The sequence below is a fragment of the Burkholderia sp. 22PA0106 genome, from assembly GCF_047497155.1.
Lineage (GTDB): Bacteria > Pseudomonadota > Gammaproteobacteria > Burkholderiales > Burkholderiaceae > Burkholderia.
In genome coordinates this window covers 297,304-320,689 of sequence record NZ_CP163162.1, presented here as the reverse complement: position 1 = coordinate 320,689, position 23,386 = coordinate 297,304, and the positions used below count along the sequence as shown (strand labels likewise).

Genomic DNA, 23,386 nt, shown 5'->3' with positions numbered 1-23,386 from the left:
TGTCGATTCGCCGCGCGCCGCGCGGCGCCGTTCGCCCAGGCCCCGCCCCCAATCAAGCCTGTCTCAGCCACGTCTCCCATCGGGAATCCTGCATCACGGCGCGGGCGCGCATGTGCTTCCAGGTTCCGTATTTATGAAAATCGAAATCGATCGTCGACACCGCGCGCTGCACCATCGCCCAAGTGGACCACTTCAGGTCGGCCAGCGCCTTGTAGAGCTGCACCCGCGCGATCTCGCGCGCCGTGGCGCGGCCGAAGTAATCCTCGATCAGCGCCAGCTCGGCATCTTCATCGAAGAACATCTCGCCGAACCACAGCGCCAGTTCGTAGTGCCGATCGTTGTTGGACGCGTATTCGAAATCCACCAGCATGATCTCGCGCGCCTCGTTGAGCATGAAGTTGCCGGCCAGCGTGTCGTTCATGCACGGCGCGAGGTCGATGCCCGACGCCGCCAGCGCCTGCCGCGCGCGCCGGAACTGGCGGCACAGCCACGCATGGTCGGGCGGCGTGACGGCGTGCAGCGTCTCGACCTGGTGCTGATGCTCGTCGATCATGTCGAACGCGGTCTTGGTTTGCGCGAGCAGCGGCTGATCGTTGAACGCCTTCAGCGCGCGCAGCGCGTTGTGACGGATCGTGCCGTCGGCGAAGTCGAGGTTCGACGACGCGCGCCAACCCTCCATGAACGCGAACACCTCCACGCCGCACGATTCGAGGAACGCGAACACCGGCGCGCCATAACCGGAATCGGCGGCCTTCACGCTGGCCTCGTGCGCGGTGCGCCGGTCGATGAACATCTCGGTGCCGCGCCCCGGCACCTTGAAGAAATACGCGGTCGGTTCGCGCTCGACTTCCACGCGCCAGTTCGCGTTCGAGATGCCGCCACCCACCGGCGCGTAACGCACGCGGCGGCCGTCGTCCCAATCCGGCACGCAGCGGATCGCCGCCTCGATCGCGTGTTCGCCCGCAGAGCGGGCTTCGCCCAGCGTCATCATGAGGTCCGCCCTCCCAGCATGCGCAACCAGCCTTCGAAACGCGCGTCGTGAATCGCCTGCCGGCAGCGCAGCAGCGTCCATTGCGCGAGCTTGGTGAATTCGAGCCGGCGCGGCGAGGTCGCACCGAGCCAGAGGCCCCACAGCGTCCAGTACCAATCGTCGGCGATCGCGTAGAGCCGGCAGCGCGCGTAATCGGCCTCGTCGCAACGGCCGGCCCACAGCGCGATGCCGTCGCGCCACTGCGCGTCGAACTGCGCCAGCTCGTTAAGCGTGGTCGCCACGTCGTACCACGGGTCGCCGATCCCGCCGCGATCGAAATCGATCAGCAGCATCGCGCCGCCGGGGCCGACCATCACGTTCGACGCCACGCCGTCGCCATGCAGCGGCACGCTGTCGGCGCGCGCGCCGTCGAGCGCCGCGCAGGCGAGATCGACGCATTCGTCGAGCCACGCGTGGCCCGCGGGCAGCGCCACCGCATCGCGCACGCACAGCGCGCGCAGCGCCGCGAGATCGGCCGCCAGCGACCGCTCGAAGCCCGGCGACGGGCCGCGATGCACCGCGCGCTTGCGTGCCCAGAGCCGCGCCAACGGCTCGGGCGCGGCCAGATCGTCGATGCGCGCCCAGCGCCAGGCCTCGGCCGGCAGCGCGTCGAACAGCAGCACGCCGCGCGCCGTGTCGGCCACCTGCAACGCCGGTGCGGCGCCCGCCTCGGCGGCGGCCCGGCTGGCGCGCGCGCTGCATGACGGATCGACAAGCGGCCGCGCGTCGTCGTGCAATACCTTCGCGTACCAGGTCGCGCCGCCCTGCTCGACCGCGAAGCCGGCCCATTCGGTCGCGAGCCGCATCGGCGAAGCCACGCCAGCGGTGCCTGCAACAATCCGCGCGTCGGCGCCGATGCCGGCTTCGGCCAGCGTGTGCGCGAGCCGCAGCAGTTCGGGGGTTTCGTTCACCATGGCGGCCCCGCTCGGCGTGCCGGCACGGCCGACAGGCACAGCCGCTCCAGCAGGGCTTCGAGCATCCGCAGGCCGGTGTGCAGATCGGCGTCCTCGGTGAATTCCGCTTCGTTGTGCGAAACACCGCCGCGGCTCGGCACGAACAGCAGGCAGGCGGGCGCGACACGGCTCAGGCTGATCGCGTCGTGGCCGGCCACCGTCACGCTGTCGGCCGAACGCAGGCCGAGCGAGGCGCTGACCTCGTGCGCGAGCGCGGCCAGCCCGGCGTCGAGCGCGAGCGGCGCGCGCAACTGGCGGCTTTCGATTTCGACACGCGTGCCGGTGTGCGCGGCGATCTCGGCCAGCGTGGCATCGAAGCGCTGCGCCGCGCCGTCGAGCAGGTCGGTCGAGGCCGAGCGGAATTCGACATGCAGCGTGGTGCGCGACGGCACCACGTTCGGCGAGTTCGGATAGATGTCGAGGCGGCCGACCGAGCTGTGCATGCGCTCGCCGTGCCGGCTCGCCTCGGCGTGCACCGCCGTCACCACTTGCGCCGCCGCCAGCAGCGCGTCGCGCCGCTCGGCCATCGGCGTCGGGCCGGTGTGGCTCTGCTCGCCGTCGAAGCGCACGCGCAGCTTCAGCGCAGCCCAGGTCGAACCGACCACGCCGATCGGCACCGCGTCGCGTTCGAGCCGCGCGCCCTGCTCGACGTGCATCTCGACATAGGCGGCCAGCGGCAGGTCCAGCATCGTGTCGCCCAGGTAGCCGATGCCGGCCAGCGCCTGCCGCAACGTCACGCCCTGCGCGTCGGTGCAGGCCAGCGCGGCGTCCACCGTCATCGCGCCGGTGAACGCGCTGCTGCCCGTCAGGCTCGGCTGGAAGCGCGCGCCTTCCTCGTTGGTCCAGTCCACCACGGCCAAGTTGCAGGCCGGGCGCACGCCGGCCGCGCGAAACCGCCCGACGATCGACGCCGCCGCCACCGCGCCGGCCAGCACGCCGTATACGCCGTCGAAGCGGCCGGCGCTGGGCTGGCTGTCGAGATGCGAGCCGCACAGCACCCACGGCGCGGCCGGATCGAATTCGGCCAGGCCGAACAGGTTGCCGACCCGGTCGACGTGCACCGCGAAGCCGTGATGCGCGAGCCAGTCGCGCAGCAGATCGCGCACGCGGCCATCCTCGGCCGAGGCGGCGAGCCGGTGCAGGCCGCCCGCGTGCGTCGCACCGATGGCCGAACTGGCGCGAAACAGCGCGTCGAACGCGCGCGCCGTGTCCGCGCCCGGCGCATCGAGCGCACCGGGCAGATCAGGGGTGAAGTAGGTCGACATGGTCCTGTTCCAGGCGTTGACGATAATCGTCGGGCGGCGGCCGGTTGGTGACCAGCGCCGAAACCGCGACGAACGGCAGCGTGTTGATGAACGTGCGGTGTCCGAACTTGCCGTCGTCGGCAAGGATCACGCTGCGCACGCAGTGCTCCACGAGGGTCCGGCGCAACATCGCTTCGGGTTCCTCGTAATCCATCAGGCCGAGGTCGAGATCGACGCCCCCGATGCCCATGAAGGCGATGTCGTAATGGAACTGCCGCGCGAAGGCCAGCGTGTGCGGGCCGACCAGCGCGTTGTCGTTGCGGCGCACGTCGCCCGGCGTCACCACCACGTGGTTGCTGCTCTGCTGCGTGACGAGCATCGCGATGTCGAGCGAATTGGTGACGATGCGCAGCCCGGCGAAGCGCGTCAGCGCCTGGGCCAGCGCGAGCGTCGAGGTACCGGTGTCGAGAAACAGCGCCATGCCGTCCTGCACCAGTTGCGCCGCGCATTCGGCCATGCGCGCCTTCGCCTGCGTGCGGACCCGGTTGCGCACCTGCAGCGGCTGCTCTTCACTGAGCTTCGGCAGGATCGCCCCGCCGTGAATGCGGCGCAGCTTGCCAAGCGATTCGAGGTACTTGAAATCGCGGCGAATCGTTTCCTCGGAAACGAGCAGCGATGCGGCGAGATCGGCGGCTTTCACGCGCTGCTGCTGGCTCAGGAGGCGCAGGATTTCTTGGAGGCGGGGCTGATTCAGCATGGGAAGAACGGTCTCGGTCGCAGGAATGCCGCCAGTGTAGCGGGGGCCGCGCGCCCGCACGGCGTGGCCGCGAGCGGCGGCGCGATGCGCGCGCGCCGGGGCGCGGCAGGTGCCGAACGCGTCGCACACGGAGCGCGGCGCGGCGGCGGTCGAGATCGAGTTGGCCCGATGCATCGCGGCCGCCTTACGCACCGAGCATCGGCGGCAGCCGATGCTCCCAGGGCGCGATCGCCTCGAACGCCGCGCAAAACTGCAGCACCGCGCCATCGGCGTGACGCGGCCCCACCACCTGCATGCCGATCGGCAAGCCCGCCTCGCTCCAGCCGCACGGCACGTTCGCGGCGGGGTGGCCCGACAGGTTGAACGGGTAGGTGAACGGCGTCCAGCGCGCCCACGGCACGGCGCTGCCGCGCGTGTCGAAATCGGCCGGCGCGATGCGCTCCGCCTCGAACGGCAGGATCGGCAGCGTCGGCGTGATCAGCAGGTCGTAACGATCGAACAGCGCATGCACCTGGCACGCGAACGCTGCGCGCTGCTGCACCGCTGCAAGATAGGCCGCCAGATCGTAGGCCGACGCGCGCTCGATCAGCGCCGCGAAGCCCGGTTCGAGTTCGGCCGTGCGATCGCGCAGCGTGTTGCCGTAGACGATGCCGCGCCCCGCCACCCACAGCGTCTCGAACGTCGGCAGCGGATCGCGCCAGTCGAGCGCGGGCGTGTCGATCTCCACCGGCAGCGTGCGCGCGATCTGCTCGACGGCGGCGGCAACCGCACGCGCCACTTGCGGATCGACCTCCACGCCGAACAGCGTCGGGCAGAACGCCACGCGCAGCGGCGGCAGCGGCGCATCGCAGCGCGCCGCATACGATTCGCCGGGCGCGGGCAGCGCCTGGTGATCGCGCGCATCGGGGCCGGCGAGCACGTCGAACAGCAGCGCGCTGTCGCGCACGGTGCGCGTGATCGGCCCGGCATGACTGAGCATTTCGGTGGCCGACCACGGCCAGGTCGGAATCCGGCCCAGCGAACCCTTCAGCGCGAACGCGCCACAAAAACTGCCAGGAATCCTGACCGATCCGCCGCCGTCCGAGCCGAGCGCGGCCGGCACCATGCGCGCGGCCACCGCGATCGCCGAACCGGAACTCGAACCGCCGCTGGTCAGCGCCGGGTTCCACGGGTTGCGGCCGTCGCCGAACACACGCGACAGGCTCGCGCCGCTCCAGCCGAACTCGGTGGTGGCCGTCTTGCCGATCAGGATCGCGCCGGCCGCCTTGAGGCGGCGAATGATCGGCGCGTCGTCCGACGGCACGTAATTTGCAGAAGTCAGCGAGCCGCGCGTGGTGCGCAGCCCGGCCGTGGCGAACAGGTCCTTGATGCCGAACGGCACGCCGTGCAGCGGCCCGCGAAACCGGCCTTCGGTCGCTTCCTTCGTGAGCGTGTCGGCATAGTCGGCCGCCGCTTCGGCGTACACGTCGCCGAACGCGTTCAATGTGGCATTGTGGGTTTCAATCGATTTCAGGCAGTGCTGCACGAGCGCGGACGGCGTCAGCCCGCCCGACCGGATATCGGCGGCGGCGGCACTGACGGTCGGCATGAAATCGTTGCGGTATCGGGGATTCATCACGGGATCGAAGCAAGGCCCGGCGACATCGGGCGATGTGATCCATTACAGGCAGGCCAATAAATGATGTCAAGCCCGTTTTGTTGTATTTGTTGATTTTGTGGAATTGGTGCAGCGTGTGGCTTTTCGCCTGCACGCACGCGGGGCAGGCGCACCGTCATGACGAAAACGGTCGGCGTGCTTGCCACGCCGGCCGTTGCGAGGTCTGACGAATTCGCGTGGAAAAAGCGGAGCGGGCCGCGCGCACCGGCGCGGCCCGCTCCCACGCTCAGAACCGGTGCACGACGCCCACTCCGAGCGCCACCTGGCTGCGCGACGAAGCCGGCGTGGCGGCGAAGCCGTCGCCCAGCGAAGGCGTGGCGATCACCACCTTGCCGGTGCTCGACAGCGTGTCGCCGTTGGCGCGCTGGTACGACTCGACTGCGTAGAGGCCGGTGCGCTTGGACAGGCTGTAGTACTGCGACATCGAGAACTGGTGATACTGCGCGGCGTTCGCCACGCCGTTGGCGAGCGTGGCGCGCGTATAGCTGTAGCCGCCCGCGAAATCCCACGACGACGACGGATGGAAATGCAGCACCGCGCCGGCCGTGTTGAAGATCGCCGTGTTGCGGAACGACGAGCCCGCGCCCGGGATGTATTGCACATTCGAATAGGATGCCGAAACATCCCATGCATCCGAAAAGCGGTAGCCGCCCGTCACGGCGAAGCGCTGCTGCGCCTGCGCCGTCTGGTAGCCGTTGTTGATCGCCGACACCGCCGTTTCCGCGCCGCCGTTCGAGGTGGTGGACGATGCGCCCCACGCGCCGCCGCCCGGCGTCGAATTGTTCACGCGCTGGAACGCCGCGCCGATCCCCACCGGCCCGTTCGCGTATTGCAGGCCCGCGCTCCAGGTCGAGCCGGCGTTGACGCTGCCCGGCACGCCGCCGAACGCATAGGACGCGGCGAACGTGAAGCCGCCGAGCGTGGGCGACTGATAGACCAGCGAGTTGTTGGCGCGGTAGATGTTGTCGAGCGAATCGATGTCGCCCGGATGCGCGCCGAAATACCCGGTCAGCCAGGTGGTCGGGCTCCACGGCGACAAAATCGTGTAATAGGCCGTGTATTGGCGGCCGGCGGTCAGCGTACCGAAGCGCGCATCGGTCAGGCCCACCCACGATTGGCGCGTGAACATCCCGCCCGTGAATTGCGAGGTGCCGTTCGCGGCGTTCACGCCCGCTTCGAGCGTGAAGATCGCCTTGGTGCCGCCACCCAGGTCCTCGCTGCCCTTCAGGCCGAAACGGCTGCCGGCCCACACGCCCGACGTCATCTTGGTCAGCGAGTGGCCGCCCGAGGTCGAACCGAGCGAGGTGGCGCTGTTCTGCCAGGCCAGGCCGTTGTCGACGATCCCGTACAACGTCACGCTGCTTTGCGCGTGCGCGCCGGCGGCCACGCCGCCGAGCAGGCACGACGCAATCAAGGTCTTCTTCATGATTAGCAATCCTACTTTTAGTTGACGGAAAAACCTGTACTGCGAAACCCCGTTGCCGACTCGGTCGATCAGCCGATCAAGCGAGCAAACCGAGCCAGCGTGCCGCGCGCACCAGCAGCGCATCCACCGAATCGAACGTCTCGATACCGGCGACCTGCGGCGCATCGCAGATGGCGAACACCGGCTTGCCCCATTGCAGCCCGAGCGCGATCTCGGACAGCGTGCCGAGCCCGCCGCCCACCGCGACGAGACACAGCGACGAGCGCGCGATCAGCGCGTTGCGCGTGATGCCGAGCCCGGTCGGCAGCGCGACGCTGAGGTAAGGGTTCGCGCCTTCCGCGTCGTCCTCGGGCAGCAGGCCGATGGCGATGCCGCCGGCCCGATGCGCGCCGCGCGCGGCCGCTTCCATCACGCCGCCCTTGCCGCCGCCGACGATCGCCATGCCGGCCTGCGCCAGCGCATGCGCAATGGTTTCGGCCACGCGCAGTTGTTCGTCGGTGGCCGCGCGCGGGCCGATCACGCCGACCGGCATCAGCAGCCGGTTCGCACCGCGCTGGCGGGCCGCGAGTTCCGCGAGCGCGGCACCGGCCGGCGCCGCGCGTTCAGTGTTGCCTTGGTCTGACAATCCATTCCCCTATTGCAAGCACGCAGGTGCACAGCGCCGTCAGCAGGATCGACAGCACGGCTGCCTGCGAAAAATCGGTCTGTCCGTCGGACAGCTTCAGGTACATCAGCAGCGGCAGGATGTTGATCTGCGTGCCGGCCAGCGCCACGGCGGTGCCGTAGGTGCCGAGCGCGATCGCCGCCACCAGGCACCAGGCCGCCGCCACCGACGGCCACAGCTCGCGCCATGCCACGTCGATCCAGGCCCGCCACGGCCGCGCGCCGAGCGTCAGCGCCGCGTCGAGCGGCCGGCGGTCGAAGTTCGCGAACGCCGGATACAGCATCAGCGCGACGCGCGGAATCAGGTAGTACGCATACGCGATCGCCAGCCCGAAGCTCGTGTAGATCACGCCGCCCACGCGCGACGGATCGGCCCCGAGCCGCGCGAGCAGCATGGTCACGAAGCCCGCGCGCCCGAAGCTCAGGATGAAGCCGTAGGCGATCACCAGGCCCGAGAACGCCAGCGGCACGCCGAGCACGGCCAGCGCGAACCGGCGTCGTGCCGGCGGCTGCCCGGCCAGGGCGATCGCCAGCGCCACGCCGATCACGCTCGACAGCGTGGCAGTGGCCGCCGCCAGCCCGATCGAGCGCAGTACCGCATCGGCCACCAGCGGATCGCCGAGCACCGCGCCGAACGCATGGCCGCCGCCATCGAACGCGGATGCCACTAGCGCCGCGAGCGGCAGCGCGAACGCGATCGCGAACAACACCGCGGCCGGCGCCGCGCCGAAGCGGCGCAACAGGCCCGCGTCGCGGCGTTCGATAGAGGTCGCCCGCATCATTGGCCGAGCGTGGCCTGCGACCAGAGCTGGTCGACCTGCGCCTTCTTCGCGGCGGCCTTCACCACGTCGAGCGGGCGCACCTGCGGCGCGTTCGGCATCTTCGCGGCGACGTCCGGCGCGAGCGCCACGCCGGGCACGGCCGGGCGCACGTAGCCCTGCGCGAACAGCGCCTGCCCCGCATCGCTCATCACGAAGTTCAGCCACAGCTGCGCGGCCGACGGGTTCGGCGCGTTCTTCACCAGGCTCATCGCATACGGCGCCGACACGCTGCCGTCCTGCGGAATCACCACCTCGGCCGCGTCGCCCATGCCGTCGGCGTACTTCGCCTTCAGGCCGTCGTTCTCGTAGCCGATCAGGATCGGGATCTCGCCCTTGACGAACTTCGCGTAAGGCGTGGTGCCTTCCACGCGCAGCACGTTGCCGGCGGTCTTCAGTTTTCCGAAGAAATCGGCGCCCGGCTTCGGATCGTCCACGCTGCCGCCGTTCGCGTAGGCCGCCGCGAACACGTCCACCTGGCCCTGGCCCGTCGAGCGCGGGTCGAGATACACCACGGCGTTGCGGTATTCGGGCTTCAGCAGATCGGACCAGCGCTGCGGCACGTCCTTCACGAGCTTCCGGTTGACCAGGAACGCGATGTTCAGCGAATGCACGGTGAACCAGCGGCCGTCGGCGTCACGGAATACGGGCGGCAGCTTGTCGAAGTTCAGCGGCTTGAACGGCGCGACCACGTCGCGCGCCTTCGCGTCGAGCGCGGAAGCGGCGAAGTAGTAGGCGGTATCGGCCTGCGGGCGGCGGCGCGACTTGTCGAGCGCCACCACGGTGGCGGCCGAGCCGATGTCGTTGTAGGTGATCTCGACCTTCGGATAGCGCTTGCGGAATTCGGCGAACAGCGATTTCCAGTTGGCCCACTCGGGGCCGGTGTCGAACGACACCACCAGGCCTTCGTCGGCGGCCTTCTGGTAGAGCGCGTCCTCGCCGGCATACAGCGGCGCGGCTTGCGCGGCGTGGGCGGTGCACGCGAGCAGCGTGCCGAGCGCGAGCGCGACGGCCCGCATGCGTTGGGTCAGGGCGAGTGCTGCGAACATCGGGATTCTCCGGGAGACGGGGTGATCGGGTTGGGGCCGCCGCTCGAAAGCGCGAGCGGCGGCGTGGTTCGGGTGGGAAGCGGCTTCACGCATTCGGCGCAACCGTCGGATTCGATGCCACGGGCAGCACGCGCAAATGACGCGGGTCGATCGCGATGCTGTGCCGCGCGACCTCGCGGCCCTCGCCGGCCAGCGGCGCGGCCGCGCCGTGCGGCAGGAAGTCGTAGCGGTGCGTCGAGCCGAAGTAGCGCACCTCGCCGCATGCGCCGCGAATCAGGTTGGTGCCGCCCGGTGCGGGATCGGCCTGCACATGCTCGGGCCTCAGCAGCAGTTCGACGGCGTCGCCCTCGCGGTGCGCACCGGTCGCGGCGCACAGCGTCGCGAAGCCCACGTCCACGCGATCGGTGGCCACCACGCGCCCGCTCAGGATCGTCGAATGGCCGATGAAGCGCGCCACGCGCGCCGAGGCCGGCTGCTCGTACAGCTCGCGCGGCGTGCCGACCTGCAGCACGCGCCCGCCCTCGACGATCGCCACGCGGTCCGCCATGCTCAGTGCCTCGTCCTGATCGTGCGTGACGAACAGCGTAGTCGCGCCGCAGGCGCGTTGCAGCGCGCGGATCTCGTCGCGCAACTGATGGCGGATGCCGGCGTCGAGCGCGGCCAGCGGCTCGTCGAGCAGCAGCACGCGCGGCTCGATCACCAGCGCGCGAGCCAGCGCCACGCGCTGCTGCTGACCACCGGACAACTGCGCGGGCCGCCGCTCGGCGTGGCTCGCGAGGCCCACGCGTTCGAGCATCGCGAGCGCCTGCCGGCGCCGTTCGGCACCGGCCACGCCGCGCATCTTCAGGCCGTAGGCGACGTTGTCGGCCACGCTCAGGTGCGGAAACAATGCGTACTGCTGAAAGACCATGCCCACCCCGCGCCGCCACACCGGCTGCGCGGCCACGTCCTCGCCGCCGATCGCGATGCGCCCGGCGTAGCCCGTCAGCAGGCCGGCCGTCAAACGCAGCAGCGTGGATTTGCCGGAGCCGCTCTGGCCGATCACGGCCAGCAGTTCGCCCTGCGCGGCGGCCAGCGAGAGGTTCGCGATGCCGTGCGACGCGCCCGGGTAGGTGTAGCTGAGGTTGTCGAATTCGAGGCTCATGGCGTTACTTGATTCGTTGCACGGTGGCGACCGAGGCCAGCGTCGCGGCGATCGCGAGCACCAGCAGCACCACGGTGGCGGCGCAGGCGAAGCCCGACGCGCCGTAGAAGGCCTGCAGCAGCACCACCGGATAGTTGCGGTAGCGAAAGCCGGCGATCAGGTTCGAGATCTGGAACTCGCCGATCGACAGCGCCGCCACCATCACCAGCCCGGCGAACAGGCTGTGGCGCAGGTTCGGCAGCACGATCGTGAAGAATTGCCGGCGCGGCGTGGCGCCGAGCGTGGCGGCGCACGCTTCGAGCGTGGCCAAGTCGAGGTGGCGCAGGTCGGCCAGCAGCGTTTGCAGCAGGTAGGGCAGCGTCAGCACCGCGTGCGCGGCGATCATCAGCCACAGCGTGCCGAGCCACGGCAGCGTGTCGCCGCCGAACACGGCGATATAGCCGAAGCCCAGCGTGAGCGCCGGCACCGCGATCGGCAGCAGCATCACGAGCCGCGCGGCCAGCCCGCCGCCACGGCGCGCGCGATGGTGCAGCGCATAGGCGAGCGGCACGCCGAGCACGGCGTTCAGCGCGCAGCACGCGAGCGCCACCACGAAGCTGGTGCCGAACGCGCGGCGAAAGCTCGTATCGGCCGCGAGGTCCGCGTACCAGTGGCCGGTGAAGCCAGTGGGCAGCAGCGTGTTGGTCCAGCTCTGCCCGGTCGAGCCGACCACGAGCAGCGCGATCGGCAGCAGCAGGTACAGCGCGAACAGCGCCACCACGGCCCGCACCAGCACGCGGCCCGGCGACGGCGCGCGATTGCTGCGACGAATGGGAACACCAGCGGCGGCGGCCGTGGCGGGGGAGAAAGACATCGAGGCGTCCGTAGGCGAGCGGATGAAACGGCGCGAAACCTCGTTGAATCAGCAGCTTGGCTTCGCGATGACGGCCGCCAGTGTGCGTTTTCGACATGGCATCGTCATGAAAAAAACGTACAAAGTGCGCATCGACCCTTGCGAATCCGGAACACCTCGCGATGAAGCACCTGTATCCGAACATCGCCGAACTGCACGCATTCGCCAGTTCCGCCAAACATCTGAACTTTTCGTATGCCGCGCGCGAGCTGGGACTCACGCCGAGCGCGGTCAGCCGCCAGATCGCCAACCTGGAGGCGCTGTTCGGCGTGAAGCTGTTCGTGCGGGAGGGGCGCAACCTGTCGCTGACGCGCGCCGGGCAGGTGTATCACGCGCGCGTCACGGGGCCGCTGCGCGAGATCGGCAACGCCTCGCTCGAATTGCTCAGCGTGCGCGAGGACAGCGACCTGCTGACCATCGCCAGCGTGCCGACCTTCACCACCAAGTGGCTGGTGCCGCGCCTGCCGGCGTTCGTGGCCGCCGCGCCGAACGTCACCTTGAGCTTTCGCCGCCATCTGGCGCACGGCGACCCGTTCCCGTTCGGGCTGGACGCGGCGATCCGCTACGGCGACGGCCGCTGGGAAGGCGTGCGCTGCGATTACCTGGCGGGCCGCACGTTCGTGCTGGTCTGCTCGCCCGAGTTCGCGGCCAAACATGCGCTGCACACCCCGGCCGACGTGGCAGACGCGCCGCGCCTGGTGCACGAGCAGGCCGAGAGCGTCTGGTTCGAATGGTCGGAACGGCACCGCGTCACGCGCATGAACGCGTTCGCGGGGCCGCGTTTCGAACAATATGCGGTGTTGATCCAGGCCGCGCAGGCCGGGCTCGGCCTCGCGCTGGTGCCGGCCTTCCTGATCGGCTCGCCGCTCGACGCGGGCACGCTGGTACAGCCGGTGGACGCGCCGGTCGAGGTGGACAACCAGGGCCACTACCTGTGCTACACGCCCGAGCGCTTCGAGACGAGCGCGGCGTTGCGCAAGCTGCGCGACTGGATGCTCGGGGAATTCGCCGCGCCGCAAACGGCAGGGGCGTGACGCGGCTCGTCATCGCTGAGGATGACGAAACGGCAGCGCCACGCCGCCGGAATGCTTGCTTTCAGGCAGCCACGCGCACCGGCTCGTCCGCGTTGGCCTGCGGCATTGCCGCCTCGTCCGGAATCCCTTCGGTCTCCTTCAGGAACGCCTTCAGATAACGCCCGCGAATATAACGGCATTCCTCGCGCAACATGCCGTAGAGAATGAAATCGGTGCCGTCGCCGGCCGCGCCGCGCATCACGCCCTCGCGCACGAAGCCGAGATGCTCGTCGAGCCGCTGCGCCTCGGGGTTGTCGACGCGCACCAGGCCCGTCACGCGCCGGCAGCGCAGCATCGCGAACGGGTAGAGAAACGCCGCCGCCACGAAGGCCGGCGTGATGACGTGGCGCGAGGCGCCGAGCGCGAAGTGCATCAACAGGTTCGGCCCGTTGTGCCCCTGGAACACCACGCCCGCGACCAGCTCGCCATCCTTGGCGAGACCGATCGCACGCGCGTCGTCGTAACGCTCCTCGCCCGTGCGCGACGCCACGAACAGGTTGACCTCGTCGTGACGGTCGAATACCAGGCTGCGCATGCGGGCCTCCGGTACGGTTGGGGGTGCTGACGATCAGGACGGCAGCGGAATGCCGAACTGTTGCAGCGTCGGGTTGACGTTCGAGGCGAACGCCTTCTGGTCGTTGTGCTTCTTCACGGCCTCGACGATCGCGAAGATGATGCCGGCCACGCCCACTACCGCCGCGCCCACCGCCATCACCGGCGCGGCTGCCGCCATCGCACCGCCGACCGCGCCGAGCACGCCCTCGCCTGCCGCCGCGCCGCCTTCCACGCCGGCTGCCGCGCCTTCGGCCGCTTCCGCGCCCGCCGCCGCACCTTCGGCGCCGCCTTCCGCGGCACCGGCCGCGGCTTCGCCCACCGCGGCGTCGCCGCTCAGGCCCATCGAGCCTTCACCCTTGGCGAGATCGCCGAGCGATTGCGCCACCGTCTTGGCGTCGCTCAGGCCGCGATGCACGTCGTCGATGGTCTGGCCGGGGTTCTGGCCGTTGCCGCCGGCCGCTGCCGTGCCGTCCGAGCCGGAGTCGCCGCCACCAGCCGACGTGACGCCGCCCGCGCCCTGGAATTCGCCCGACATCTGCTGCATTTCCGGCGGCACCGTCTTCTGCAGATAGGCGGACGTGTCCGGGTCGCTCGCGAGCTTCTGGATGTCCTGCTGGAGCGCCGCCACCGTCTTGTCGACGTTGCGCAGCTTGTCCGAGCCGCCGGCCTGCACGTCCACCAGCGTTTCCATCAGCTTCACCATCACCGCGGCCTTCTGCTGCGGCGAGTAGTTCTGCGGGTTCTGGATCACGTCGCCGTTCAGGCTGCTGATGTCGGTGTTGCCGGTGATGTTCTCCAGGCTCGCGTTCTGCAGGAACTGCTGCGAACCGGCCTGGGTGGTGGGCGCATCGTCGGACAGGAAGTGATCGAGGTTCTTGGTCGAGTAAACCTGATCGCGCTTGTGGGTGGCCTTGTCGTCGCCGCTGCGATCCAGATCGTCGAAGCCGCCGTCGGAGCCGAACGCCGTGGCGGCCGATTTGAGCGCCGAGCTGAAGCCCGAGTTCTTCTGCAGATCCTCGACCTGCTGCTGGGTCGTCAGGCCGCCGCCGCTCTTGCCGCCATGCGTGTAGTTGTTGCCGTTCTTGCCGTTCGACTTGTGACCTTCGGATTCGCCCGTGATCGCGTTATAGGCCTTCATCAGGCCCGCCGAACGTTCGACGTTGACCGAATCGGCATCCGCGTCGGGATGCTTCTTCATATAGTCCTTGATATCCGAATCAGCCTGGCTCAGGTTGGTGCTGACCTGGCCCATGAAGCCCTGCATCTTTTTCGTATCGACCGTGCCGTCGGACTTCAGCGCGCCGGTGTTCTGCAACGCCGATTTGAGCGTCGGGTTGTCGTTGACGAACTGCATCGCCGCCGCCTTCTGCGCGTCGCTCGGCGGCTGGCCGTCGGGCCCGGTCTTGCCGCTCAGGATCTGCATGGCCGCCAGCGGACGCTCCAGCGAAGCACCCTGGTCGGCCGGCGCGAGATCGGCCCACTTCGACATGTCGGACTGATCGTTCGTTTGGCTGTACTGATCGAGCGCGGCGTATTTGCCGTCGTCGGTCGAGGCCGTGGCCGCGCCGCCGGCCGCACCGGCGGCACCGGCCGCACCCGACGCATCGCCCGCGCCACCCGTCGCATCGAGCGCCGAGGACGGGTCCGATTGCGGCATCTGCATGCCGCCGCTGCCGCTGCCCGAGGCGGGCGAATCGCCGCCCGCGTCGCCGCTGTTGCTTTGCTGCTGTTGTGCCGCGTCCATCAACGACCGCACTATCTGCTGGAGCTGCGAGTTGAGGTTTTCCATCATCTGCAGGCCGGACTGCATCCCGCCCGATAAATCATTCGTGCCCGACATCGACGGATCGGTGACGGACGGGGAAGAATACGAAAGGGATGAGAGCGAGGTCATGGAACGCGGTATCGAAATTTAGGAATGGGAAACGCGGGGCGGCACGGCCGCCCCGCGAGGACGCGTATAACCGACAACGCGGCCCGTTCCTCGCGGAGCGGGCCGGCTGCGAGCCTTACGCGTTGTCGTCGTCGCTGTCCTGCGCCTTCGGCATTTGCAGGCCGCCCATGCCGCCCATCATGCCCATGCCGCCGCCGAGGCCGCCCATCAGGCCGCCCATGCCACCCATGCCGGCCATCTGCATGAACATTTCCGGCGAGATGCCGCCCATCGGCTGCGAGGCCGAGGCCGAAGCGGTCGAGCCGGAGCCCGCCGTCGGGTCGGCGATCTCGCCTTGCGCGGCCTTCTCGAGGTTCGCGATCGACGACAGGCCGTCCGCGCCCTTGACGTCGTTGGTCTCGATGGCCTGGAAGGCATCCGGGTTCTGCAACATGAACTTCGCGGCGTTCTGCACATCCTGCGATTCGCCGGACTTCGGGTTCATCGCCATCTGGTACAGCGCGTTCGGATCGACCGTGCTCATGCCGTTCTGATTCGCGTAGGCAGCCAGTGCGCCCGCGGCCGATTGCATCGTCATCGGCGCGCCGCCCGATGCCGCGCCCGAGCCGTCGCCGGCCGTGGTCGAATCGCCGCCGACGTCGCCCGCGCCGGTCGTATCGCCTGCACCACCTGCGCCGCCCGCACCGCTGGCGACGTTATCGGCACCGCCTTGCGCGGCCCATTGCATGTCGCCCTGGCCGGCAACGCCATCCGCGCCCGCCACGTCGTGCGTTTCGATGGCCTTGAAGACGTCCGGGTTCTGCAGCATGAACTTCGCCGCGTTCTGCACGTCCGGCGGCGTGCCGGCCGGCGGGTTCTGCGCCAGTTGATACAGGGCGTTCGGGTCCATCGAGCCGATGTTGTTCTGCGACATGTACGACGCGAGCGCACCCGCCGCCGACTGCGTCGTCATGCCCGAGCCGTCCGCCGCGCCCGCACCGGCCGCGCCGCCGATCGCGCCCGCGCCGGCATCGCCACCGACATCGCCCGCGCCACCCGTGCCGGCGCCTGCGCCCGCACCACCAGCCCCACCTGCGCCGTCACCCGCGCCGGTCGCATTGCCCGCGCCGCCGCCGAGCGACTGCGCGAGTTGTTGGGCCTGCTTCAGTTCCTGCTGCATCTGACCGAGCAGTTGCTGCATGACCGAGCCTGCCAGTTGGCTGACCATCTGGTTGGTCTGCTGCAGCATCGGCATGATCTGCGCCGAAAGGCTCGCTGCATTGCCCGCATTGGTGATCGGGCTTTGCAGGTTGACTCCAATTCCGCCAGCTAAATTCATGTGGCCTCCTATGTGGGTCCGAAGTAGACGTGCTGCGTTTACGTCATATGCCGCCTGTCACAGGAGGCGCTATGCCGTTTCCAATGTTAGTCAACGGGCGCGCCGCGAAACTTCGGGAATCCGAACGTCCTGCCGGAAATGCGAAGCACGAGCAAGGGATGCGCAGCGACACGCGGCAGCCTGGGGGGATCGCTGCGCGTCGCTGCGCAACGCTTCGGGTTGCCGCGCGCGTACCCGCCCCGCTTCCTGTCTGATAAGGGCTTACCGACTTTCCGTTCGCGGCCATGCACGCTTTTCCGTTCGTCGACCGCCTCCGGGCATCGCAGGCCCTCGCCCCGGCGAACCCGCGCCGCCGCGCCCTGGCGCCGGCCGCGCTCGCGCTGCTCGCCACGCTCGCCGGTTGCACAACGCCGCCGCCGCCCGGTCCGCCCGATGCGGGCGTGCCCGATTCGCTGCGCGGCCCCACGGCCGAGCTGTGGCAGGAGACGCTGACGGCGGCGGGCGACCAGGTCTATCGATGTCATCGCGTGACGGCGCTCGAACCCGGCGCGCCGGGCAGCCCGGCCGGCCAGACGTTGCGTTGGCAACCTTATGGGCCGGAAGCCACGTTGATCGACGCGCACGGCCAGAGCGTCGGCTCGGTCACGCCGGGCCGCTACTTCCTCGCCCATGACGGCAGCTTCGCGGTGGGCAAGACGCTGGCGGCCACCATCGTCGACGCCAATGCGTTGCCGTGGGTGCGCTACGGGATCGATGCGAGCACGCGCGCCGGCGACGGCCAGGGCGGCCGCATGACGAACATCAGCGCGGTGATCAGAATGAATACGCGAGGCGGAATTCCGGCCAGCGACGCCTGCCGCGTGGAGGGTACGCAGCTCTATGTGCCGTACTTCGCGACCTACCAGCTCTACCGCACGTCGCCGCTCGCTCAATAGCAGGTCTTTTTGTTCTCTTTATGAAAGCGCGATAGGGGTTCTTTGCGCATTTCCGTTGCATATACATGGAAATTCGAGCGTGCCTTTCAAGTAATGCCGGGCATTACTCACCAAATCTCATCTAACTTTACAAACTGAAATGTAATCGATTCGATACCACTTATACCTATTTCCAGGTATCTTTCAATGAAATTACAATCTTGTCTGGAGACACACGATTTAAGCTTACAAGTACATTAAGAAACATGTTGTTTAGATTAAAAACTAAACATCGCATTCCACGATTCGAAAAACCTTCACGTTTAGTACTTCAAAACTCTCATTTTCTTTCCCACGGTTAACAATAAGTTACACCCCTGGAATTTCTATGCCTGTAATTTCGCTCCGTGCCAGTAGCCTGCCGGTTCATTGCACGCCGGGACAAGGAAAGGAGGTTCAGGTTGAAGTTCGCCGTATTAACGCCCAACGTCAGCATGTTCGAACGACTGCGCCAGCATTTTCTCGACGCATCGATCGAATGCATTCAATTCGATGATGATGTCGCGCTGGCGCGCGGCCTGTATCGGGACGATTACCGCGTGATTCTGGTCGACGCCGCCACCGGCATCGACGGCACGCGCACCGTTTTCGCCCGCCGCACTTTCTATGGCGGCCGCCGCGCACCGGTGCTGGTGGTCGGCACGTTTACCGATCGCGACAGCCTGGAGCGCGCGTTCGACGCCGGCGCCGACGACGTCGTGCTCGCCCCGTTCGATCGCAACGAACTGGCCGCCCGTGCGCTGCGCGCGATGCGCCGCGTCGACGCCGAACCGGCGCCGCGCGACGAACAGCGCGTCACGCTCGGTGCGTATACGCTCGATCAGCAGGCCAGCACCGTGCAGATCGCGGGCCGCAGCGTGCGCGTCACCACGCGCGAATTCGCGATCGCGTGGCTGCTGTTCTCGCGTGCCGGTGAATACGTCACGCGCCGCCAATTGGCCGGCGCGATCTGGGGCAGCACGGAAGACATCGTCGGCCGGCGTCTCGAACAACATATCTACAAGCTGCGCCGCAAGCTCGAATTGACCGGCGAAGCCGGGGTCGCGCTGCGCACCATGTATGCCCACGGCTACCGGATCGAGCAGACCGACGGCGTGATCGACAGTTCTCCGAACGATCTCGCGATGGCCGACGATGGCCTGCCGGACCTGCTCGACGAACTCGACGCCGCGCCGCCGCGCACGCACCAGGAAGCCGCGCCGGCCTGCCCGCCGCAAACGCGCGCGTCCGCGTTGCTGGTTCCAGCCGATCGCGCAAACGTTGCAGCGCCGGCCAACGGGCCGACGGTGCACGCGCGTCACAGCGCGACGGCCGCGCTCGCGCAGCCGTGGGCGTCGTATGCGAACCCGTGGAATATCGGCGTGACGATGGTCGCGAAGGCGATGCGCGACGACGGCTCGCCGTCCGACTGCATCCGCCTGCCGGTGCTCTCCCTGCCGCGCAACGACGGCTGACGCCGCTCGCGGCACCGCACAGCGCAAAACGGCCGGCATGGAAATGCCGGCCGTTTTTTCATCGAGACTCCATCGGCGCGCGTCGCGCTTACAGCCCCTGGCTCGCGAACTGCTCCGCGTATTGGTTGCGGTTCTGCATCTGCGGGTCCGACGCCATCTCGAACTGCTGATCCCACACCTTCGCGGCCGCGTCGGGCGAACCGGCGCTGTTCAGCGCATCGACCAGGCCCGGCTTTTCGCCCACTTCCTTCGCAAGATAGTCGAGCTGCACGCCGAGGTCGCTGGCCGGCTTGCCCTGCGATGCGGCGAATTGCTCGAGGCCTTCCTTGCGCACGCCGCCCCATTGGGCCAGGCCGTAACCGTTCTGGTTGTCGTCGGCGTTGTTGGCCGACGGGCCGCCGCGCGCACCACCCTGGTTGATGTCCGATTCGAGCCCGCTCTCCTGCTGGAGATTGCCGAGCACGCCGGCCGCCGCGTCCTTGTTCAGGCCGAGGTTGTTCTGCAGGAACGACGCGATCTTGTCGGCGTTGCTGCCGCCGAGGCTCGACACGTCGGTGCCCGAACTCGGGCCGGTGGTGCCGGCCGAGGCCTGCACCGGCGTGCCGCTACCGCTTCCGGCCGGCGAATCGCTGACGGCCGGCGTGCCGCCGCCACCCCCGCCACCGGCTGCGGGCACCCCGCCGCCACCGCCCGCACCGCCGCCAGGCGCAGCAGCCAGCGATTGCGGCATGCCGCCGCCTCCGCCACCCCCGCCCCCGCCGCCCAGGCCCGAACCGTCCTGATCGGCCGAGGCGGCCATTTTCAGTGCCTGGGTAATTTCCTGAATCATCTGCGCGATCTGCTGCAGAACCTTCACCAGCGACGCCGCGTTCGACCCGCTGCTGCCGCCCGAGCAGAGCGACGACGGGTCGAGCGGCTGCGTCGACATGGAATTGACGAATAACGACATGAACGACTCCCCCACGGAATGATCGGCGGCAATGCCGACTCGTCTGACTATAGGGTGTGCCCATCCGGCCCTTCCGGCCGCCGTGCGAAGCGATCCACCGATATGCGAACCGAGCCGGCGCGCTCGGGAATCAGCCGCCGGCTCCGGTTTCAGACGCCCGCGTCGATCACGCGCGGAGTCAGCAGGAACACGCGCTCGTTGTGCGAGTGATCGTCGCTGTGATAGCGGAACAGCGCGCCGAGCAGCGGGATGCGCGACAGCAACGGCACGCCGGTCACGCCGTTGGTTTGCGTGTCGGTGGTGTAGCCCGCGATCAGCAGGCTGTCGCCCACGCCGACGAACGCCTGCGTGTTGATCTGGCTGGTCGTGATCACCGGGATGTTGTCCACCTGCTGCTGGGTCAACTGGCCGTCCTCGATGTGCACGCTGAGCTTGATGCGGGTCTTGTCGCCGTCGTCGACGATCAGCGGCAGCACGCGCAGCGACACGCCGGTCGAGACGCTGTACAGGTCGGCCGAGGTATAGCCCTGCACCCGCACGAAGAAGCGCGTGGTGTTGTCCATCACGGCCTCGACGTTATCGAGCGTCGCCACCAGCGGCGAGGCGTCGATCTTGGTCTTGTTGGTGGATTGCAGCGCCGTGACGCGCGCCAGCAGGTAGCGCCCCGCGCCGCCCACCACCGCCGACAGCGCCGCGCCGCCCGGCGTGGCGTTGACCAGCGAGCCGGTGGTGCTCGACGAGCCGCTGGTCGATTGCGCCACCGTGCCGAAGATCGGATTGAGCTGGCCGTCGTAGGTGTTCTGCGCCTGCGCCGCGTTGCCCGTCTGGAAATCGACATGGCTGTTGTGCGCGCGCCAGTCCACCCCGATCTGTTGCAGCGTGTCGTCGTCGATCTCGATGATGTGCGCCTGGATCTCGACGATCTTCGGCCGCACGTCGAGCTGCCGGATCAGGTCGCCGTACTGGCCGACGCGATCGGGCGTATCGCGGATCAACACCGAGTTCGTGATCGGATCGGGCTGGATCACCGGCAGGCCGTCGCTGCCGTCGGTCACCGCCACGTCGCCGCCCGAACCGCCGCCACCGCCGCGCCGCCGCGTGTAGCCGGCGTTGTTGTTGTCGTACGCGCCGCCGAACGCCTGGCCGGCCTGCCCCACCGACTGCGAGCCCGACATCGACGGCGGCAACGGCGGCGGCTGGATGCCGCTGCCGCCGCCGCTGCCCATCATGCCGGTGGACGAACCGGACACGTCGTTGAGCGATTGCACGCGCTGCATGTTCGGCGCCGAGCTGGGCTGGCCGCCCGTCGAGCCGGATTTCACGCTGTACATGTTGCCGAGGATGGTGGCCACGCCCGGCACCGTCACCTTGGCGCCGTCCACCTGCACGTCGTGGTCGGTGGCCCAGGCGTTCTTGAGCTTGTAGATGCGGATCACCGAGCCGTTGCGGTGGCCGGTGCTCGCGTCCAGCCGCTGCGCGACGTCGGCGATCATCTGCACGTATTGCGCGGGGCCGCTGACCAGCACGGTGCCGGACACCGGGTCGTAGGTGAGCGGGAAGCGCGGATCGTCGAGGCCGATCTGCTTGAGCGACGAGCGCAACTGGCCGATCTCGCTGTGATCGAGTTGCAGCACCTGGCGCGTCACATCGTTCGAACTGCTGATCGACAGCACGTTGCCGTCATAGAACCAGACAAAGCCGAAGGTGGACGACAGCGTATCGAGGAACCGCTGCGGCGACAGGTCGAAACGGCCCGTGACGGTGCCCGCCACGTTGGGCGCGATCGAGGCGGCGATACCCTGGCTGGCCGCGAAATCGCGCAGCACGTCCTTCAGGTCCTTGCCATCGAGTTGTACGTGGACCGTTGCACTGCGCCACCGCACGGGCGCCGCGAACGCGGCATCGGACAGACAGGCAGACAGCGCCGCCGCGAGGCACGCGGCGGCAACAAGCTTCTTCGCTCTCATGGATGTCGATTCGGGAAGATGGAGGGAAAGGCCGGCGTCAGCGTTCGAGCGTTTCGGACGGCGCTTCGCGGAACTGCTTGCGATACCCGGTCACGAGCGTGGACCGGCTTTGGACGCCCCAGCGGCGGGCGGTTTCGAGGACGCGCTGGTCGCCCGCGTCGGCGTGATCGATCAACGCCTCGCGGATACGCTCCATGCGGCGCGTGCGAATCAGTTCGCTCGGCGACAGGCCGAGGCAGCTCTTGAACGCGCTCTGCAACGCGCGTTCGGTCACGCCGATCTGCGTGGCGATCTCGCGCACCGACAGGTCGGCGCGTTCGAGATTGTCGAGCACGTAGCGGTAGGCGCGGCGGTATTTGGCCGGCAGGCGCGCGCTGACATCGTCGGGCGCGGCCTTCGGCTGGCGGTCCAGCGCCGGCGTGCGCACGTGCGAATCCTCGCGCAGGCACTGCATCGCGACCAGCGCGTAGCGGCTGTACCACTGCAGCGATTCCTGCGGGCGGCCCTGGGTTTCGCGCAGCTTGGCGGCGCAGTAGAGATATTCGAGCTGGCGGTGGCCGGTGTCGGAGCCGCGCACGCCTTGATGCAGCGGCTCGACGATCGTTTGCGCGATATGCGGCGCGTCGCCCACGAACGTGGCGAGCGCGATTTCGAGGCGCACGGCGCGCTGATAATCGGCGAAGCCCTGATCGCGCACACGTTCGAGGTAGGCGCACACGTTGGCGATCGCATCGCGGTCGCCGCCCGTCACGTTGTGCAGGTCGCGCAGGTAGGCCACTCGCCCGGCGAGCAACGGCGCGCGCACGCCGGCCGCGGCCTGCAACGCCTCGGCGAAGCCGGCGCGCGGCGCGGGCAAGTAGGCGGCCGGGCTGGCCAGCGCGGCCGAGCGCCAATACACGTGATCCTGCAACGCGTTCGCGCTGCGCAATTCGTGCTGCGCGATCAGGTCGAAACGCAGCGCCGTCACCACCTCGCGCCAGCGCGGGTGCGTGACCGTCACGTCGTCGAGCGCGTCGAGCGCCTCACGCGTGCGGCCCAGTTCATGCAGCGCGCAGGCAATGCCGATGCGCGCTTCGAGACGGCGCGACGGGTGCGCCTCGGCTTCGTCGGCGGCCCGTGCGAAACAGGCCAGCGCGGTGCCCACGCGATGACGGAACAGCGCCTGCCAGGCGGCATTGCGGCAGGTCGCCACGCGAATCTCGGCCTTCGAGGCACGCATCCGGCGCTGCGCACGGCGGTAGGCATCCTCGGCTTCGGCATCGAAGCCGAGCACGAGTTGCAGATCCGCGTGCCACTGCAATTCCTGGGCGGTGGCCGCCGAGGCCGAATCGTCGAGGCGTCGCCCCGACTGCTGCACGGCCGCGACGAATTCGCCGTCGAGAATCGCATCGACGGTGCGGGCTGCGTTGCCGGCGCCGGCCACTTCATCGGAAGCGGCGAGCGCGGATACGATCGGGAAATAGAGCATCGAAAACATGAAGCGACTCTCCTTGCATTTGCACGCGGCACCGGATCGCAGCGCCATGCAAGCAATGTAGTCGTCACTTCATCTTCGAACTCTCAGTTTGA

Annotated in this window: 20 protein-coding genes; 3 read left to right on the top strand and 17 right to left on the bottom strand. The window is 68.6% G+C overall.

The window, feature by feature from the left end:
- Window positions 1-52: 52 nt before the first annotated feature.
- The 11 genes from AB4850_RS01380 to AB4850_RS01330 all read right to left on the bottom strand — a co-directional run bounded on the left by AB4850_RS01380 (window position 53) and on the right by AB4850_RS01330 (window position 11,594).
- A complete protein-coding gene (locus tag AB4850_RS01380; protein ID WP_414440837.1) occupies window positions 53-991 on the bottom strand; it encodes a phosphotransferase in 939 nt (312 codons plus the stop codon).
- Window positions 988-1,944 (bottom strand): phosphotransferase family protein, encoded by a 957-nt coding sequence (locus AB4850_RS01375; RefSeq protein WP_414440836.1) that lies wholly within the window; start codon window positions 1,942-1,944, stop codon window positions 988-990. Before AB4850_RS01375 ends, AB4850_RS01380 begins: the two co-directional genes overlap by 4 nt.
- On the bottom strand, window positions 1,938-3,248 hold the full coding sequence (locus AB4850_RS01370; protein ID WP_414440835.1) for a Zn-dependent hydrolase: 1,311 nt from the start codon (window positions 3,246-3,248) through the stop codon (window positions 1,938-1,940). Before AB4850_RS01370 ends, AB4850_RS01375 begins: the two co-directional genes overlap by 7 nt.
- Window positions 3,226-4,044, bottom strand: a complete 819-nt coding sequence (locus AB4850_RS01365; RefSeq protein ID WP_414440834.1) for a DeoR/GlpR family DNA-binding transcription regulator — start codon at window positions 4,042-4,044, stop codon at window positions 3,226-3,228. The genes AB4850_RS01370 and AB4850_RS01365 overlap by 23 nt, the downstream gene beginning before the upstream one ends.
- 124 nt (window positions 4,045-4,168) lie before the next feature.
- Complete coding sequence (locus AB4850_RS01360; protein ID WP_414440833.1) at window positions 4,169-5,599, bottom strand: amidase; 1,431 nt, start codon at window positions 5,597-5,599, stop codon at window positions 4,169-4,171.
- A 268-nt stretch (window positions 5,600-5,867) separates the two neighbouring features.
- Window positions 5,868-7,067 (bottom strand): porin, encoded by a 1,200-nt coding sequence (locus AB4850_RS01355; protein WP_414440832.1) that lies wholly within the window; start codon window positions 7,065-7,067, stop codon window positions 5,868-5,870.
- 76 nt (window positions 7,068-7,143) lie between these two features.
- Window positions 7,144-7,599 (bottom strand): TIGR00725 family protein, encoded by a 456-nt coding sequence (locus tag AB4850_RS01350; RefSeq protein ID WP_414442046.1) that lies wholly within the window; start codon window positions 7,597-7,599, stop codon window positions 7,144-7,146.
- A gap of 70 nt (window positions 7,600-7,669) precedes the next feature.
- On the bottom strand, window positions 7,670-8,509 hold the full coding sequence (locus tag AB4850_RS01345; RefSeq protein WP_414440831.1) for an ABC transporter permease: 840 nt from the start codon (window positions 8,507-8,509) through the stop codon (window positions 7,670-7,672).
- Window positions 8,509-9,597 (bottom strand): extracellular solute-binding protein, encoded by a 1,089-nt coding sequence (locus AB4850_RS01340; RefSeq protein ID WP_414440830.1) that lies wholly within the window; start codon window positions 9,595-9,597, stop codon window positions 8,509-8,511. The genes AB4850_RS01345 and AB4850_RS01340 overlap by 1 nt, the downstream gene beginning before the upstream one ends.
- Window positions 9,598-9,682: 85 nt before the next feature.
- Window positions 9,683-10,741: an ABC transporter ATP-binding protein gene (locus AB4850_RS01335; RefSeq protein WP_414440829.1), complete on the bottom strand. Its 1,059-nt coding sequence runs from the start codon at window positions 10,739-10,741 to the stop codon at window positions 9,683-9,685.
- Between the two features lie 4 nt (window positions 10,742-10,745).
- Window positions 10,746-11,594: an ABC transporter permease gene (locus tag AB4850_RS01330; RefSeq protein WP_414440828.1), complete on the bottom strand. Its 849-nt coding sequence runs from the start codon at window positions 11,592-11,594 to the stop codon at window positions 10,746-10,748.
- Window positions 11,595-11,755: 161 nt separating this feature from the next.
- Between AB4850_RS01330 and AB4850_RS01325 the strand changes: the two genes are divergently transcribed.
- Window positions 11,756-12,667: a LysR family transcriptional regulator gene (locus AB4850_RS01325; protein ID WP_414440827.1), complete on the top strand. Its 912-nt coding sequence runs from the start codon at window positions 11,756-11,758 to the stop codon at window positions 12,665-12,667.
- A gap of 61 nt (window positions 12,668-12,728) precedes the next feature.
- Here the strand turns inward: AB4850_RS01325 and AB4850_RS01320 are convergent, their stop codons facing one another.
- From AB4850_RS01320 to AB4850_RS01310, 3 genes are all read right to left on the bottom strand, one after another.
- Entirely contained in the window at window positions 12,729-13,241 is a 513-nt protein-coding gene (locus AB4850_RS01320) for a GNAT family N-acetyltransferase (protein WP_414440826.1), read from the bottom strand.
- A gap of 33 nt (window positions 13,242-13,274) precedes the next feature.
- Window positions 13,275-15,101, bottom strand: coding sequence for a type III effector HrpK domain-containing protein (locus AB4850_RS01315; RefSeq protein ID WP_414440825.1), 1,827 nt, complete (start codon window positions 15,099-15,101; stop codon window positions 13,275-13,277).
- A 169-nt stretch (window positions 15,102-15,270) separates the two neighbouring features.
- Window positions 15,271-16,473 (bottom strand): hypothetical protein, encoded by a 1,203-nt coding sequence (locus tag AB4850_RS01310; RefSeq protein ID WP_414440824.1) that lies wholly within the window; start codon window positions 16,471-16,473, stop codon window positions 15,271-15,273.
- Between the two features lie 284 nt (window positions 16,474-16,757).
- Here AB4850_RS01310 and AB4850_RS01305 point away from each other — a divergent pair, with 284 nt between their 5' ends.
- Both AB4850_RS01305 and AB4850_RS01300 read left to right on the top strand, forming a co-directional pair.
- Window positions 16,758-17,408, top strand: coding sequence for a DUF3455 domain-containing protein (locus AB4850_RS01305; RefSeq protein WP_414440823.1), 651 nt, complete (start codon window positions 16,758-16,760; stop codon window positions 17,406-17,408).
- Between the two features lie 473 nt (window positions 17,409-17,881).
- Entirely contained in the window at window positions 17,882-18,901 is a 1,020-nt protein-coding gene (locus tag AB4850_RS01300) for a winged helix-turn-helix transcriptional regulator (protein WP_414440822.1), read from the top strand.
- An 88-nt stretch (window positions 18,902-18,989) separates the two neighbouring features.
- Here the strand turns inward: AB4850_RS01300 and AB4850_RS01295 are convergent, their stop codons facing one another.
- The 3 genes from AB4850_RS01295 to AB4850_RS01285 form a co-directional block, all read right to left on the bottom strand.
- Complete coding sequence (locus AB4850_RS01295; RefSeq protein ID WP_414440821.1) at window positions 18,990-19,850, bottom strand: phage tail tip lysozyme; 861 nt, start codon at window positions 19,848-19,850, stop codon at window positions 18,990-18,992.
- Between the two features lie 149 nt (window positions 19,851-19,999).
- A complete protein-coding gene (gene sctC / locus AB4850_RS01290; protein ID WP_414440820.1) occupies window positions 20,000-21,817 on the bottom strand; it encodes a type III secretion system outer membrane ring subunit SctC in 1,818 nt (605 codons plus the stop codon).
- Window positions 21,818-21,854: 37 nt separating this feature from the next.
- Window positions 21,855-23,294: a helix-turn-helix domain-containing protein gene (locus AB4850_RS01285; RefSeq protein ID WP_414440819.1), complete on the bottom strand. Its 1,440-nt coding sequence runs from the start codon at window positions 23,292-23,294 to the stop codon at window positions 21,855-21,857.
- Window positions 23,295-23,386 lie beyond the last annotated feature (92 nt).